General features: G+C 67.2%; 17 protein-coding genes. 2 read left to right on the top strand and 15 right to left on the bottom strand.

The window, feature by feature from the left end; all coding sequences use genetic code 11:
* Positions 1–34 precede the first annotated feature (34 nt).
* Genes ABD732_RS04395 through ABD732_RS04385 form a run of 3 tightly spaced genes read right to left on the bottom strand, consistent with a single transcriptional unit; the run spans position 35 to position 3203 of the window.
* Positions 35–865, bottom strand: coding sequence for an ABC transporter permease (locus tag ABD732_RS04395; RefSeq protein ID WP_344780970.1), 831 nt, complete (start codon positions 863–865; stop codon positions 35–37).
* Positions 862–1698: an ABC transporter permease gene (locus ABD732_RS04390; RefSeq protein WP_344780968.1), complete on the bottom strand. Its 837-nt coding sequence runs from the start codon at positions 1696–1698 to the stop codon at positions 862–864. The genes ABD732_RS04395 and ABD732_RS04390 overlap by 4 nt, the downstream gene beginning before the upstream one ends.
* On the bottom strand, positions 1695–3203 hold the full coding sequence (locus ABD732_RS04385; protein ID WP_344781276.1) for an ATP-binding cassette domain-containing protein: 1509 nt from the start codon (positions 3201–3203) through the stop codon (positions 1695–1697). The genes ABD732_RS04390 and ABD732_RS04385 overlap by 4 nt, the downstream gene beginning before the upstream one ends.
* Positions 3204–4362: 1159 nt before the next feature.
* Between ABD732_RS04385 and ABD732_RS04380 the strand changes: the two genes are divergently transcribed.
* A complete protein-coding gene (locus ABD732_RS04380) occupies positions 4363–5673 on the top strand; it encodes a hypothetical protein (protein WP_344780966.1) in 1311 nt (436 codons plus the stop codon).
* Positions 5674–5757: 84 nt separating this feature from the next.
* Here ABD732_RS04380 and rpsQ read toward each other — a convergent pair whose 3' ends face one another.
* The 12 genes from rpsQ to ABD732_RS04320 form a co-directional block, all read right to left on the bottom strand.
* Positions 5758–6039 carry a 30S ribosomal protein S17 gene (gene rpsQ, locus ABD732_RS04375; RefSeq protein WP_344780964.1) on the bottom strand — a complete coding sequence of 94 codons (282 nt, stop codon included), beginning with the start codon at positions 6037–6039 and terminating at the stop codon, positions 5758–5760.
* Positions 6036–6269: a 50S ribosomal protein L29 gene (gene rpmC / locus ABD732_RS04370; protein WP_344780962.1), complete on the bottom strand. Its 234-nt coding sequence runs from the start codon at positions 6267–6269 to the stop codon at positions 6036–6038. Before rpmC ends, rpsQ begins: the two co-directional genes overlap by 4 nt.
* Positions 6269–6685, bottom strand: coding sequence for a 50S ribosomal protein L16 (gene rplP, locus ABD732_RS04365; protein WP_344780960.1), 417 nt, complete (start codon positions 6683–6685; stop codon positions 6269–6271). Before rplP ends, rpmC begins: the two co-directional genes overlap by 1 nt.
* Positions 6686–6688: 3 nt before the next feature.
* Entirely contained in the window at positions 6689–7498 is an 810-nt protein-coding gene (gene rpsC, locus ABD732_RS04360) for a 30S ribosomal protein S3 (protein ID WP_344780958.1), read from the bottom strand.
* Between the two features lie 2 nt (positions 7499–7500).
* On the bottom strand, positions 7501–7911 hold the full coding sequence (gene rplV / locus ABD732_RS04355; RefSeq protein WP_344780956.1) for a 50S ribosomal protein L22: 411 nt from the start codon (positions 7909–7911) through the stop codon (positions 7501–7503).
* A 3-nt stretch (positions 7912–7914) separates the two neighbouring features.
* A complete protein-coding gene (gene rpsS, locus ABD732_RS04350) occupies positions 7915–8196 on the bottom strand; it encodes a 30S ribosomal protein S19 (RefSeq protein WP_344780954.1) in 282 nt (93 codons plus the stop codon).
* Positions 8197–8214: 18 nt separating this feature from the next.
* Positions 8215–9051 carry a 50S ribosomal protein L2 gene (gene rplB, locus ABD732_RS04345; protein ID WP_344780952.1) on the bottom strand — a complete coding sequence of 279 codons (837 nt, stop codon included), beginning with the start codon at positions 9049–9051 and terminating at the stop codon, positions 8215–8217.
* Positions 9052–9083: 32 nt separating this feature from the next.
* Positions 9084–9389 (bottom strand): 50S ribosomal protein L23, encoded by a 306-nt coding sequence (gene rplW / locus ABD732_RS04340; RefSeq protein ID WP_344780950.1) that lies wholly within the window; start codon positions 9387–9389, stop codon positions 9084–9086.
* A gap of 2 nt (positions 9390–9391) precedes the next feature.
* Positions 9392–10051, bottom strand: a complete 660-nt coding sequence (gene rplD / locus ABD732_RS04335) for a 50S ribosomal protein L4 (RefSeq protein ID WP_344780948.1) — start codon at positions 10049–10051, stop codon at positions 9392–9394.
* A complete protein-coding gene (rplC, locus tag ABD732_RS04330; protein WP_344780946.1) occupies positions 10048–10704 on the bottom strand; it encodes a 50S ribosomal protein L3 in 657 nt (218 codons plus the stop codon). The genes rplD and rplC overlap by 4 nt, the downstream gene beginning before the upstream one ends.
* Positions 10705–10718: 14 nt before the next feature.
* On the bottom strand, positions 10719–11024 hold the full coding sequence (gene rpsJ, locus ABD732_RS04325) for a 30S ribosomal protein S10 (RefSeq protein ID WP_003938093.1): 306 nt from the start codon (positions 11022–11024) through the stop codon (positions 10719–10721).
* Positions 11025–11344: 320 nt separating this feature from the next.
* The gene (locus tag ABD732_RS04320) at positions 11345–11947 is read right to left on the bottom strand and encodes an SAM-dependent methyltransferase (protein ID WP_344781274.1); all 603 of its coding nucleotides are present in this window, start codon (positions 11945–11947) and stop codon (positions 11345–11347) included.
* Between the two features lie 382 nt (positions 11948–12329).
* On the opposite strand from ABD732_RS04320, the gene ABD732_RS04315 reads away from it, so the two are divergent.
* Positions 12330–13964, top strand: a complete 1635-nt coding sequence (locus ABD732_RS04315; RefSeq protein WP_344780944.1) for an acyl-CoA synthetase — start codon at positions 12330–12332, stop codon at positions 13962–13964.
* The last annotated feature ends 55 nt before the right edge of the window (positions 13965–14019 follow it).

Below are 14019 nucleotides of genomic sequence, written 5' to 3'. Positions count from 1 at the left end.
ACGGATGCGACGTGCGTGCTATCGGAAGCCCCAGTCACGAGCCCACCGCCGCCTTCCGGTAGCCGCGCAGTGCCGGGTACGTCGTCAGACTGATCACCACGACGGTCCACACGACGACCTTGACCAGGTTGCCGAGGATTGGACCACCAGCGGCGAGGGCACGCATAAGGTCGATGGCCGGGGTCATCGGCTGATTCGCGACGATCGGCTGCAGCCATCCCGGATACGCACCCACAGGCGAGAATCCGGAGTTGAAGAACATCATCAGGCTCGCAAGCATCCCCAAATAGGGCACTAATGGCGCCCCGGGGGAGGCGTTGACCGCCAGCGCCAGCGCCAGCATCGCGAAGGCGCTCGCATAGGCCACCGCGACGGCGAATAGCCCGATCGCCGGGCCGGCGCCCTGCGTGAAACGGAAGCCGATCGCGAATCCGCAGGCGATGAGCACGATGGTCGTCAGAAGTGCACGTACCGATTCGCCCAGCACTCGGGAGGTGAAGTCGGCGGCGCGATTGATCGGCAGCACGTAGAGCCGGCTGAGTAGCCCCGTCTTGCGTTCCAGGTTCAGTCGCGTGGCTGCGACCACTGACCCGAACATCGCACTGGTCAACACCACGAGCGGCACGGTTCCGTAAGCGCTGTCCTGCCCGGTCGCCCTGCCGATGATGTCACCGAGCACCACCTTGAACATCACCATGGTGAGGATCGGAAAGATTAGCACTTGAATCAGCGTTGCCGGGTCCCGAAACGCGACGGCCAACTGGCGACCAGTCAGGATCATCGCCTGGCTCCACCACGCCCCTATTGAGCTCTCAGGCAAGGACCTCGGTATATCAGCCGCGCCGACGGCTGTCTGCATAGTCATCGATTCGCCTCCCGTGCGGCGAATCCGAACAGCACGAGCGCCAGGGCCAGCAGGCCCAGCGCCCACCACACCGTCGGCGCCAGCCCGTCCCAGATGAGCCGCCCCTCCATCGCCTCCCGCATGGCCTTGGTGATCTGCGAGATCGGCTGATTGCGGACGAAGCCGCGGATCCACTCCGGGAACATCGCCAGCGGAATGAATCCCGTCGACAGCATGCCGAGGATCAGCGTGGGGAAGGCGACGAGCTGGCTGGTGGCGGTGGGGGTCTTGGCGACCAGGCCCAATGCGTCGGATAGGAGCGCGAAGATCAGTCCGAAGACACCGACGATCGCGATGGCGATCAGGGCACCGGTGACGCCGCCGCCGTCCTCGTCGAGGGGCAACGGCCGCCAGCCCATGATCAGGCACGCGGCCACGCCGCAGATCAGCGCGACCAGCAGCAGGACCACGTTGGTCGCCGTGCGCGCCAGGAAGGGCACGACAGCGGGCATCGGCATCACGCGGAATCGGGTGTGGACGCCTTCCTGGCCGTCGAGGGCCGAGCGCATGGCCGACGCCGACGCCACGAAGGCCATCGACTGAAGCATGATGATCGGCATCAGGAACTGGGCGTAGTCGATCCCGCCGTCGGTCACCTCGGCCACCACCTTGCGCAGCGGCAAGAAGAAGCACACAGCCAGCAGTGCCGGGGAAAGGAAGGCGAAGATGAACTCGCCGTTCCGGAACACCTTCAAAAGACCGCGGCAGGTGAGCACCCACCACTGTTGCAGCGCACTGATCCGCGCCGCAGGAGCCTCGGGCGCGGCGGGCACGACGTCGACGACGGCGGTCATGTCGTCGCCTCGCTGCCCTCCGGGGCCACGGTCCGCGCGGCATCGGGGTCGGTCAGAGCCAGGAACACCTCGTCGAGCGACGGGCGGCGCAGGGCGATGTCAGCGAGCGGGACCTCGGCACGCTCGGTGCGCTTGAGCACCAGCGAGAGCGTCGCCGGTCCGTCCGGTGCGGGCACCGACAGGGTCCCGTCGGGGGTGTCGACATCGGCGGCGGTGGGGCCCAGCAGATCCTTGAGCGCACCGCGCAGCCGCGGCAAGTACGCCGGATGCACCGGGGTCACCTCGCAGTACGCCGCACCGGTCGCGCTCTTGAGCTCGTCGGAAGTCCCCTCGGCGATCACCTTTCCGTGGTCGATCACCACGATCCGGTCCGACAGGACGTCCGCCTCTTCCAGATACTGCGTGGTGAGCAGCACCGTAACGCCCTGTGACCGCAGCTTCTCTACCAGTGCCCACACCTCCTGCCGGCTGCGCGGGTCGAGCCCGGTGGTGGGCTCGTCGAGGAAGACGACGGTGGGCTGGGTGACCAGCCCGCATGCGATGTCTATGCGGCGCCGCATGCCGCCCGAGTACTGGCCGACCTTCCGGTTGGCGGCGGCTTCGAGACCGAACGTGGCCAGCAGCTCGGCAGCGCGGCGCTTCGCCGCGGCCTTCGACAGTCCGAGCAGCCGTCCGAACATCACCAGGTTCTCGCGGCCGGTCAATCCCTCGTCCAGGGCGGCGAACTGGCCGGTGAGCATCACCGACCGGCGGACGTCGGCTGCGTTCTTCTCCACATCGAAGCCGTTGACCGTCGCACTGCCGCCGTCCGGCTTGAGCAGCGTGCAGAGCATGTTGACCGTGGTCGTCTTACCCGCGCCGTTGGGGCCGAGGATCGCGATGATCCGGCCCTTCGGCACCGAGAAGCTCACGCCGTCGACAGCGACCTGGTCGTTGAAGACCTTGCGCAGGCCCTTGGCCTCGATGGCGATCTCCAGGTCGACGTTCTCCCCGACGGGCACCAGGTCCAGCGCGGGGAACGCGACGGTGCTCGCCTGCGCTTTCGCCAGCTCGTCCGGGCTCAGCGGCGGCGCGGGTTCGGCGCGCGTGACATCCCAACCGACATGCCGCCCCGCCGGCAACGGCCGTGGCGGCACCGGACGGGCCGGCTCGTCGATGACCGGCTCGGGCTGACGGGGCCACGCCAATCCGGGGATGGCCCAGGCCCCGGTACCGGGCACCTGGTCGCCCTCGCGCCGGCCGTGCCGGCGCCGGCGCGGCGGTGCCGATGGCGGGAAATCCGCGTGCAGGGGCTGTGGCCGTGCTGTCTGTCCTCCAGGCCCGGGGCCCGTTTCTGCGGCCGGCTTCACAGCGGGTCGGACCGCGACCTCTCCCGACTCGCCGACGTGCCGAGCCACGGTATCCGTCGACCATGAAGAACCCGACCCGTCGGCCTCGGCGTTGAGTTCGCGTCGCCAGTCACGCAACTGCTGCAGCGTCGGATCGTCCTCCGGTACCCAGGGCATGGTGTCCTGCAGGGGATCGATCGCTCGGCGGACCCCGTTACCGGAGACGGCAGAAGAGCCGGACCGCACTCCGCCATCGCCGAGGGCGCCGTCAAGGGCCGCCATAAATTCCTTCTCACCTGGGCTGTTAGGTCTTCGGGAGCGCCTCACTATTGCGCCCGCAGGTGACAAGAGACACTCCCGTTACCCAGGTTATCGTCGCCACCGACAAATCTGTTGCAGAGACCAGGAAACTGAGACTGAATGCAGGTTACGTATCCTTCTAAACCCTCACAAAATGGATGCCGCCATCGACCACTGGGCTACTAATGCGTATTTCCAATTGACCTGCAATTATTCAAACTCAGCCCAACCGATCCCGGCCCCGCGGGAGCCGCTTCGCGACCCCTTCGTCCAGCTCCCGCACCGCCACTCGGCCGATCGGATCGACGGCCGGCACCCCCGCGCAACTCCTGGCCGACGAACACCGCGGATCTCCCGCCACCCGTCGCGCCGCGCCAGCGAGCGTCACCGCGACGCCCCAATGCCCGGTGAAATGCAGATCTGCACCCAGCACGGAGACTGCTGTCGACGCCTGGCCCCTTCGGCGGTCAACGATCACCCTGGAGCATCGCCGCGCCGACCGTCGTCGAGCACCGGTCTGCCACGGCGTGAATGTCGCCTCGAGGAGTCGAGCCGACCCGGATCATCGGCGCGGATCCCGCTGTGGTCTCAGCGCTGGTTCGCACCGATGCAACCGTTGACAAGGGCTACCGAAATGTCGGATTCGATGGGTGGTCGACACCCTTTGCGTCTCCGCCCATTAGATAACACAGATTTCCAGAATTACGCCGGAAGCGGACCGGTCTTTGGTTTTAGAGAATTCTGCCGCTTTGTCCTGCGAATTAGCCGACGATTCGGGCAGCCGAACTCTGCGATAATTTCGCGAAACACGCCCGAATAAACGCGGTCGACGCATCGATGCAAGAGCGCCGGCAACAGGATCGTGTGACAGCGCGTTTACTGAATTCGCCCCATGGCGGCACTGTTTGCCGTAGCGTCCTTGCCACATATTCACCAGGGTGCCGACTCATGCCACGAAAGCGCGGCCACACCAGCCTGTGACTCCCGGGTTGTCGTCTCGATCAGCCGACTCCCACCTCACGGAGCGACACCGGCCATGACCACCAGCACCACCCGCACCCGCTGCGGCATCGTCTTCGCCTCGACAGCCGTCCTCACCGGCACCGTCCTGGCCGCACCCGTCTCCTCGACAGTCCACGCCGCCACCCAGCAGCAGAGTGCCGGATACGGGCTGGCGGCCCTGACGACTCAACTGCAGGCGGCCGGTCCCACCCGGCACCACACCACCGGATCAACACCTGTCAACACCCTGCAGGCCCTGCGTCTGCTCGCCGCTGCGGCGCAGCGCTCCGACGCCACCGCCGGACTGCGCAACCTGGCAGCCCGGGTCGACGCCACGCTGTTGGCCACCACCGGACGATCCCTGACCGACACCGTCGGCACCGATACCGCCGATACGACCACCCCACCGAGTAGTAGCCGGATGGCCCCCACCTCCCTGCCCAGCCTGACCACCCTGGCTACACCCGCCGCAAACACCACGCCGACCGCGGCTCCCACCGCCGTCCCGACACTGCTGCGCGCGACCGACACCGACGGCTTCACCCTCGACCTGATCATCATCACCATCAGCCACGTACCTGGCGACAGCCCCGGCACCGGCGACTGGCGCCTGGCCACCTTCGGTCTCCTGCTCATCGGCGACGGCGCCGACGGCACCGAGTCCAGTCCTGACGGCGGCGACGCCGGGCTGATCTGGGGCAACGGTGGCAACGGCGCCACCGGAGGCGCCGGAGGCCGCGGCGGTTTCCTGGTCGGCAATGGCGGAAACGGAGGCACTGGAGGCGACGGCGGTAACGGCGGACGCGGGGGAGCCGGACTGAGCGCGATATCGGCCGGCAACGGCGGCAACGGCGGCAACGGCGGAGTCGGCGCCGCCGGGGGCAACGGCGGGCTCTTCGGTAATGCCGGAACGCGGGGAGCGGACGGAAACGGAGGAAGCGGCGGCAACGGCTGCGACGTCTCCTGGAGCACGAACTCAATAGCTCCTAGACACGGAGGGAACGGCGGACACGGCGGCAGGGGGGCTGCCGGAGGAAACGGCGGAGACGGGGGCAACGGCGGAGTCGCCAATCATCCGAACCTCCCCACCCTGGGCGGAGACGGTGGTCATGGCGGTAACGGCGGTGACGGAATCGGCGGGGGACCGGGTGGCGACGGCGGTGCCGGCGGCAATGGCGGCAATGCTGATAGCAGCGGCGGCCCCAGCTTAGGCGGCGACGGCGGCAACGGTGGAAACGGCGGCGACGGAAACCCGGGCGGCTCCGGCGGCAGCTCCGGCCTCGGCGGCGCAGGCACCTCCCCCGGAGGCCCGGGAACTCCCGGCACCCCCGGCCAAGATCTGTGAACACCCGCCTACGACAGCGATCGGCCCGACTCCCCAGCGGGGAATCGGGCCGATCGGATGCTCAGCGGAAGGCTGGGAGCGGGCCTACTTGGCCTTCTCCAGCACCTCCGTCAGACGCCAGCGCTTGGTCGCCGACGTGGGTCGGGTCTCCATCAGACGAACGCGGTCGCCGACGCCGGCCACCTGCTCTTCGTCGTGCGCCTTAACCTTGCTGGTGGTGCGGATGATCTTGCCGTAAAGCGGGTGCTTCACGCGATCCTCGAGCTCCACCACGATGGTCTTGTCCATCTTGTCACTGACGACGTAACCGATCCGCTCCTTGCGGCGGTTGCGATCTTCGACGTTCACGTTCTGGTCCTCACTCATGCGTCGTCACCTTCCGGACCGGACGCGAGGCCCAGCTCACGCTCGCGCATGACGGTGTAGATACGTGCGATCTCGCGACGCACGGTCCGCAGGCGGCGGTTGTTGTCGAGCTGGCCGGTGGCCATCTGGAAACGAAGGTTGAAGAGCTCTTCCTTCGCCTCCTTCAGGCGATCGACCAGGTCGGTGTCGGCGAGCTCACGAAGCTCACCAGCAGCGATTCCGAGTGCCATCAGAACTGCTCCTCTCTGGTCACGATCCGGGTCTTCATGGGGAGCTTGTGCTGCGCGCGACGCAGGGCCTCGCGAGCGGTCTCCTCATTGGGGTAGCTCATCTCGAACAGGACGCGACCCGGCTTCACCGGGGCGACCCACCACTCGGGCGAACCCTTACCGGAACCCATGCGGGTCTCGGCGGGCTTCTTCGTGATCGGGCGGTCCGGGAAGATGTTGATCCAGACCTTGCCGCCACGCTTGATGTGGCGGTTGATCGCGATACGAGCGGACTCGATCTGACGGTTGGTGATGTAGGCGCTCTCGAGCGCCTGGATTCCGTAGTCGCCGAAGGTGACCTTGGTCCCGCCCTTCGCCTGGCCCTTCAGGCTCGGGTGGTGCTGCTTCCGGTGCTTGACCCGACGAGGGATCAACATGCCTCAGCCCTCCTGGTTCTCGGCCTGCTCGGGAGCAGGCGCGGTGGCTTCCGCGGTGGCCGCAGCGCGGCCGGCCTCGGTGCTGGTTCCGGTGGTGCCGGACGCACCGCTGCGACGCGGGCGGCTCGGCCGACGGGAACGACGGTCCTCGGCTGCCGGAGCGACCGCAGCCTGCTCGCGACGTCCACCGACGATGTCGCCCTTGTAGATCCAGACCTTCACGCCGATACGGCCGAAGGTGGTCTTCGCCTCGAAGAAGCCGTAGTCGATGTCGGCGCGCAGCGTATGCAGCGGCACGCGTCCCTCGCGGTAGAACTCCTTGCGGCTCATCTCGGCGCCGCCGAGACGGCCCGAGCACTGGACACGGATGCCCTTGACGCCCGGCTGACGCATGGCGGACTGGATGGCCTTGCGCATCGCGCGGCGGAACGCCACACGGTTGCTCAGCTGCTCGGCGACACCCTGGGCCACGAGCTGCGCATCCGCTTCGGGGTTCTTCACCTCGAGGATGTTCAGCTGCACCTGCTTGCCGGTGAGCTTCTCCAGTTCGCCGCGAATGCGGTCGGCTTCGGCGCCGCGGCGGCCGATCACGATGCCCGGACGCGCGGTGTGGATGTCGACGCGGACCCGGTCACGGGTGCGCTCGATGTCGACACCCGAGATGCCGGCGCGCTCGAGTCCGGTGTTCAGCAGCTTGCGGATCGCGACGTCTTCCTTGACGTACTCGGCGTACTGCTTGTCGGCGTACCACCGGGTATTCCAGTCAGTCGTGATACCGAGGCGGAAGCCATGCGGGTTGATCTTCTGGCCCACTGTCAGGCTCCCTTCTTCTTCTGCTGACGCGAGCGCTTACGATCGCCGACCTCGCCGACGCTCGACACCACCACGGTGATGTGGCTGGTGCGCTTGCGGATCCGGAAGGCACGACCCTGAGCACGCGGCTGGAACCGCTTCATGGTCGGGCCCTCATCTGCGAACGCCTCGGTGATCACCAGGGTGCGACGGTCCAGGCCGAGATTGTTCTCGGCGTTGGCGACGGCGCTGGCGAGCACCTTGGAGACGGGCTCACTGGCGGCCTGCGGTGCGAACCGCAGGATGTCCAGTGCCTCGTCGACGTTCTTGCCGCGGATCAAATCGATCACACGACGCGCCTTCATCGGCGTGACGCGCACGAACTTGGCGGTCGCACGCGCGCTCTGCACGGGGTTTTCAGTCTGCGTAGTCATGGTTTACCGGCGCTTCGCTTTCCGGTCATCCTTGATGTGACCCTTGAAGGTGCGGGTGGGTGCGAACTCGCCCAGCTTGTGACCGACCATGTTGTCCGAGATGAACACCGGCACATGCTTGCGGCCGTCGTGGACGGCGAACGTGTGACCGATGAAGTCCGGGGTGATGGTCGAGCGGCGGGACCAGGTCTTGATGACCTGCTTGGTGCCCTTCTCGTTCTGCGCATCCACCTTCTTCAGGAGGTGGTCGTCGACGAACGGGCCTTTCTTCAGGCTACGTGGCATTTTCTTACCTCCTCCTAGTTATCGCTTGTTCTTGCCGGAACGACGACGACGGACGATCATCTGGTCGCTGGCCTTGTTCTTACGGGTGCGGCCCTCAGGCTGACCCCACGGGCTGACCGGGTGACGACCACCGGAGGTCTTGCCCTCGCCACCGCCGTGCGGGTGGTCGACCGGGTTCATCACGACACCACGAACGGTGGGGCGCTTGCCCTTCCACCGCATGCGGCCGGCCTTGCCCCAGTTGATGTTCGACTGCTCGGCGTTGCCCACCTCGCCGACGGTGGCGCGGCAGCGCACGTCGACACGGCGGATCTCGCCCGACGGCATACGAAGGCTCGCGTACGGGCCCTCCTTGCCGAGGAGCTGGATCGAAGCGCCGGCGGACCGGCCCATCTTGGCGCCGCCGCCCGGACGCAGCTCCACGTTGTGGATCTGGGTACCGGTCGGGATGTTGCGCAGCGGCAGGTTGTTGCCGGTCTTGATGTCGGCGTTGGGGCCGGACTCGACCACATCACCCTGCTTCAGGCCCTTGGGGGCGATGATGTACCGCTTCTCACCGTCGAAGTAGTGCAGCAGCGCGATCCGCGCGGTGCGGTTCGGGTCGTACTCGATGTGAGCGACCTTCGCGTTGATGCCGTCCTTGTCGTTGCGACGGAAGTCGATCAGGCGGTAGGCGCGCTTGTGCCCGCCACCACGGTGCCGGGTGGTGATCCGGCCGTGCGCGTTGCGACCACCGGTGCTGTGCAGCGGGCGGATCAGCGACTTCTCCGGGTGGTCACGAGTGACCTCGGCGAAGTCCGATCCGCTCGAGCCACGGCGGCCCGGAGTCGTCGGCTTGTACTTACGAATAGCCATGAGTCTGTAGTCCCTCTCTCAGAGCGCACCGGTCAGGCGACCGGGCCCCCGAAGATCTCGATGGGATTGCTGCCTTCACGCAGCGTCACGATGGCGCGCTTGGTGTCCTTGCGCTTGCCGTAGCCGTAACGAGTGCGCTTGCGCTTGCCCTCGCGGTTGGCGGTATTGACGCTGGTGACCTTGACGTCGAAGATCTTCTCGACAGCGATCTTGATCTGGGTCTTGTTGGCATCCGGGTGGACCAGGAACGTGTACTGGTTTTCTTCCAGCAGGCCGTAGGCCTTCTCCGAGATCACCGGCGCCAGAATGATGTCGCGCGGATCAGCGTGCGTGGTCATCCTCAGGCCTCCTTCTTGGTGTTCGCCTCGATGAAGGCGTTCAGCGTCTCGACGCTGAACACGATGTCATCGGAGTCGAGAACGTCGTAGGTGTTCAGCTGATCCGGAGCGATCGCGTGCACGTTCTGCAGGTTCGCGATGCTCTTGCGCGCTGCCTCGTCCTCGCGGCTGAGAACCACCAGGAACTTGCGGCGATCGCTGAGATCGGCGATGAACTTGCGGGCCGACTTGGTCGACGGCGCCTGGCCCTCGACCAACTCGGTGACCACGTGGATGCGCTCGTTGCGCGCCCGGTCCGAGAGAGCACCGCGCAGGGCGGCGGTCTTCATCTTCTTGTTGACCTTCTGCGTGTAGTCGCGCGGCTGCGGGCCGTGGACCACACCGCCGCCGACGAACTGCGGCGAGCGGGTCGAACCCTGACGGGCGCGGCCGGTGCCCTTCTGGCGGTACGGCTTGGCGCCACCGCCGCGGACCTCGCCACGGGTCTTGGTCGAGTGCGTTCCCTGGCGGCCGGCGGCCTGCTGGGCCACGACCACCTGGTGCATCAGCGCGATGTTGGCCGTCACGTCGAACAGCTCGGCAGGCAGATCGACGGTGCCGTCGGTGCTTCCAGCCGGAGTGCGGACGTCCAGCGTCAGCTTGGCCTGAGTTTCGGTGCTCACTTGTCGCCACCCTTCACAGCGTCGCGAACCACCACGATGCCGCCCTTGCGGCCGGGGATCGCGCCCTTGATCAGCAGGAGACCGGCCTCGGGATCCACCTTGAAGACGGTGAGGTTCTGAGTGGTCACCTTGTCGTTACCCATCCGGCCGGCCATCCGCATGCCCTTGAACACACGGCCCGGGGTGGCGCAGCCACCGATGGAACCGGGCGAACGGTGCACGCGATGCGCACCGTGGGTCGCGTTGGCGCCCGCGAAGCCGTGACGCTTCATGACGCCGGCGAAGCCCTTGCCCTTCGAGGTGCCGGTCACGTCGACCTTGACACCGTCGGCGAACAGGTCGGCGCCGAGCTCCTGGCCGACCTCGAACTCCGAGACGTCCGCAACGCGGATCTCAGCGAGGTGGCGGCGCGGCGTGACGCCGGCCTTGGAGAACTGGCCGGTGACCGGCTTGTTCACCTTGCGCGGGTCGATAGCGCCGTAGGCGAGCTGCACGGCCGAGTAGCCGTCGCGCTCGTCGGTGCGGAGCTGGGTGATGACGTTTCCGCCGGTCGCGACGACGGTCACCGGGACGACCCGGTTGTTCTCGTCGAAGACCTGGGTCATGCCGAGCTTGGTGCCCAGCAGGCCCTTCTTTGCAGTCTGGTTGCTCATTGTCTAGTCCCCCGTCACTGAATATTGACGTCGACGCTGGCCGGCAGGTCGATGCGCATCAGCGCGTCGACCGTCTTCGGCGTCGGGTCGAGGATGTCGATGAGTCGCTTGTGCGTGCGCATCTCGAAGTGTTCGCGGCTGTCCTTGTACTTGTGCGGCGAACGGATGACGCAGTACACGTTCTTTTCGGTGGGCAACGGCACCGGGCCGACCACGCGTGCACCCGTGCGGGTCACGGTCTCCACGATCTTGCGCGCAGAAGCGTCGATCGCCTCGTGGTCGTAGGCCTTGAGCCTGATGCGGATCTTCTGTCCCGCCACGCTGTGTCCTCTTCCGTCTGTATGTCTCTCGCCGAGCAGAACACCGCGTGGACTCACACCCGCCGTGAGGGCGGGCGGCAACGGAGCCACACATGACCAACGTCCTTGACATGGACGCGATCGACGCTGTTCTTTTCGTCGTTGTACGCTTCCTCCGGCACCCGCGGTCGGGCGTGTCGTGACCGTGACTCTAAAAGAGCACGCGTTACACGCCCGGCTCCGCGTTTCGCGGTCCGGAGGGGTTCATCGCCTCATCAGAGGCAACCCGACAAGTATGCACGACGTCGGGCACGGACCACAAATCGGTCCGTCAGCAGCCGTCATCCCACGCCGTACTCTCCGCCCGCCGGTCGCCGCCGGGGACGGAGCACGTATCCGGTGTAGCCGTAGTCGCGCCCGTACAGCTGCCGAACCCGGATCTCCTCCACGATCGGCGCGAGCAGCCCCTCGTCGACCCCTTCGGCGCGGAGCTCTTCCACGCGCAGCCGCATCGGCCCGTAGTACTCGAGCCAGTCGGAGCTGGGCAGCAGATAGGTGCCGAGTACTTCCCAGCCGGCGCGCTGACACGCGGCGACGTTCTCCGCGGTGGTCCGCATGGCCGGATACGCCGCCTCCCAGAAGGTACGGGCACCGGTGGACGGTTCGTCCGTCACGTACTCCGCCTCGGTCAGTACCGCCACGCCCTCCGGCGCGAGCAGCCCGCGCCAGGCGACGAGCGCGTCGTCGAACCCCATCAGGTACGCCGACCCCTCGGCCCAGATCAGGTCGACGGTGGCGGGCTCGACGGGCAGGTCCTCCATCCGCGCTTCCCGCACGGAGACCCGATCGGCGACACCGGCCTCGCGCGCCCGTACCTGGACGGCGTCGAGGAACGGGCGATGCACGTCGACCGCGAGCACCGAACCACCGGTGAACTGCGCCAGCGGAACACTCGAGGCGCCCGGTCCGCACCCGATGTCGAGGATCCGCGGCGCCGGCGGCAGCGAGGCTCCGGCGATGCGAGCAGCAACTCGGTGGTGGCCGTCGACCCCGGCGCCTGCCGCGGCAGATCCGCGTGCACCCGCTCGAAGACTCTCACCTGATCGGGGCTCGGTGCGCTCATCCCACCACCATCACATGCGCGACGTTGTCGCCGCAGTCCGGACACGGACCGCCACTATCGGATAACCTTTGTTATCAGTTGTTCGGCCCCAGATGAACGCAGGGATGGCACAAGCCGCTCGACCCAAGTACTGTGACCGGCGACACACCTTAAATCGGACATCTAGGGCGGCGAGCATGCCGCGAGTCAGGGGAATGCACTCCATGCCGAAGCTGAGTTACAAGCTCGAACAACTCAAGGACGCCCTCGGCGCGAGCCGCGTGCTTCGGGAGGCGGGGGTCACCGATCTGAAACGGCCGGGCCGCGTGATCGACACGGTCAAGAGCAGCAAGGTGATCGGCCCGATGGCCACGGTCATCGGCCACAACGCCGAGGACATCCCGGATCTGCCGGCCGTCTCCGACGAGCGCGGCACGCTCACCTGGCGTGAGTTCAGCGATCAGGCCAACGCCCTGGCCAACACCCTTCTGGGGGCGGGCCTGGGGCCGGGCTCGGTCATCGGCATCATCGCCCGCGACCACCGTGCCATTCCGTTGGCCCAGTGCGCGGTCGGCCGCTCCGGCATCCGGCTGGCACTGATGAACACCGGTTTCGGCGCGACCCAGTTCGCCGAGGTCGCCGAGCGCGAAGGCCTTCAGGCGATCCTGTACGACGAGGAGTTCTCCGACCTCGCCGACGGCCTGCCCGAGATGCCTCGCATCGTCACCTGGGTCGACGGCGAGCGGCCGCTGCACCCCGGGGCACGCACCCTCGACGACGTCGTCTCGACCGGTCGGACGTCCCTGCCCCCACGACCCAAGACCTGGGGCGGCATGATCATCCTGACCAGCGGCACCACCGGACTGCCCAAGGGGGCACAGCGCTCCAAGTTCTCGCCGTTCACCAGCGCCCTGCTGCTCGACCGGATTCCGCTGCCGAAGCAGAAGTCGATGGTGATCGTCTCGCCGCTGTTCCACTCCACCGGCTTCGCCACCTGGGCGGTCGGCACGGCGCTGGGCAACGAGACGGTGACGCTGCGCCGCTTCGACGCGGAGAAGACGCTCGCCGCTATCGACCGGCACAAGGCTGAGATGCTGGTCGCGGTGCCGACCATGTTGCACCGAATCCTCGCTCTCGGCCCCGAAGTGATCGGCAAGTACGACACCTCGTCGCTCAAGACCGTCGTCGTGGCCGGCTCCGCCCTCTCGCCGACGCTGTGCGAGGAGTTCCAGGACACTTTCGGCGACGTCCTCTACAACCTGTACGGCTCCACCGAGGTGGCCATCGCCGCGATCGCTCAGCCGCAGGAGTTGCGCAAAGCCCCCGGCACCGTCGGCAAGCCGCCGATCAGCAGCTACCTGGCCCTGTTCGACGACGACGGCACCCGGGTGAGCGCCACCAACACCAGCGGTCGGCTGTTCGTCCGCAACGGCGCCCCGTTCGAGGGCTACTCCGACGGCCGCAACAAGGAGATCATCGACGGCTACATGTCCACCGGCGACATGGCTTACGTCGACCGGGACGGCCTCTGGTTCATCGCCGGCCGCGACGACGACATGATCGTCTCCGGCGGCGAGAACGTGTACCCGCTCGAGGTGGAGAACATGCTCGCCGAGCACCCCGACGTCGCCGACATCGCGGTGATCGGCGTGGACGACGTCGAGTACGGCACCCGCCTGCGCGCCTTCGTGGTGCCGACCGAGGGCGCCACCCCCGATCCCGACGATCTGCGCGCGCACGTGAAAGCGCACCTGGCGCGGTACAAGGTCCCGCGCGACGTGGTCTTCGTCGAAGACCTCCCCCGCAATCCGACCGGCAAACTGGTGCGCCGCCTGCTGCCGACCGGCCCTCTCGACTGAGCCGGCGCGGGCAGCGTTCGCGCGCGGCCGCGCAGGTTCTGGACTAATGTCCTGC

Source organism: Gordonia caeni (assembly GCF_039537105.1).
GTDB lineage: Bacteria > Actinomycetota > Actinomycetes > Mycobacteriales > Mycobacteriaceae > Gordonia > Gordonia caeni.
This window is presented reverse-complemented; position numbering and strand designations above follow the sequence as displayed.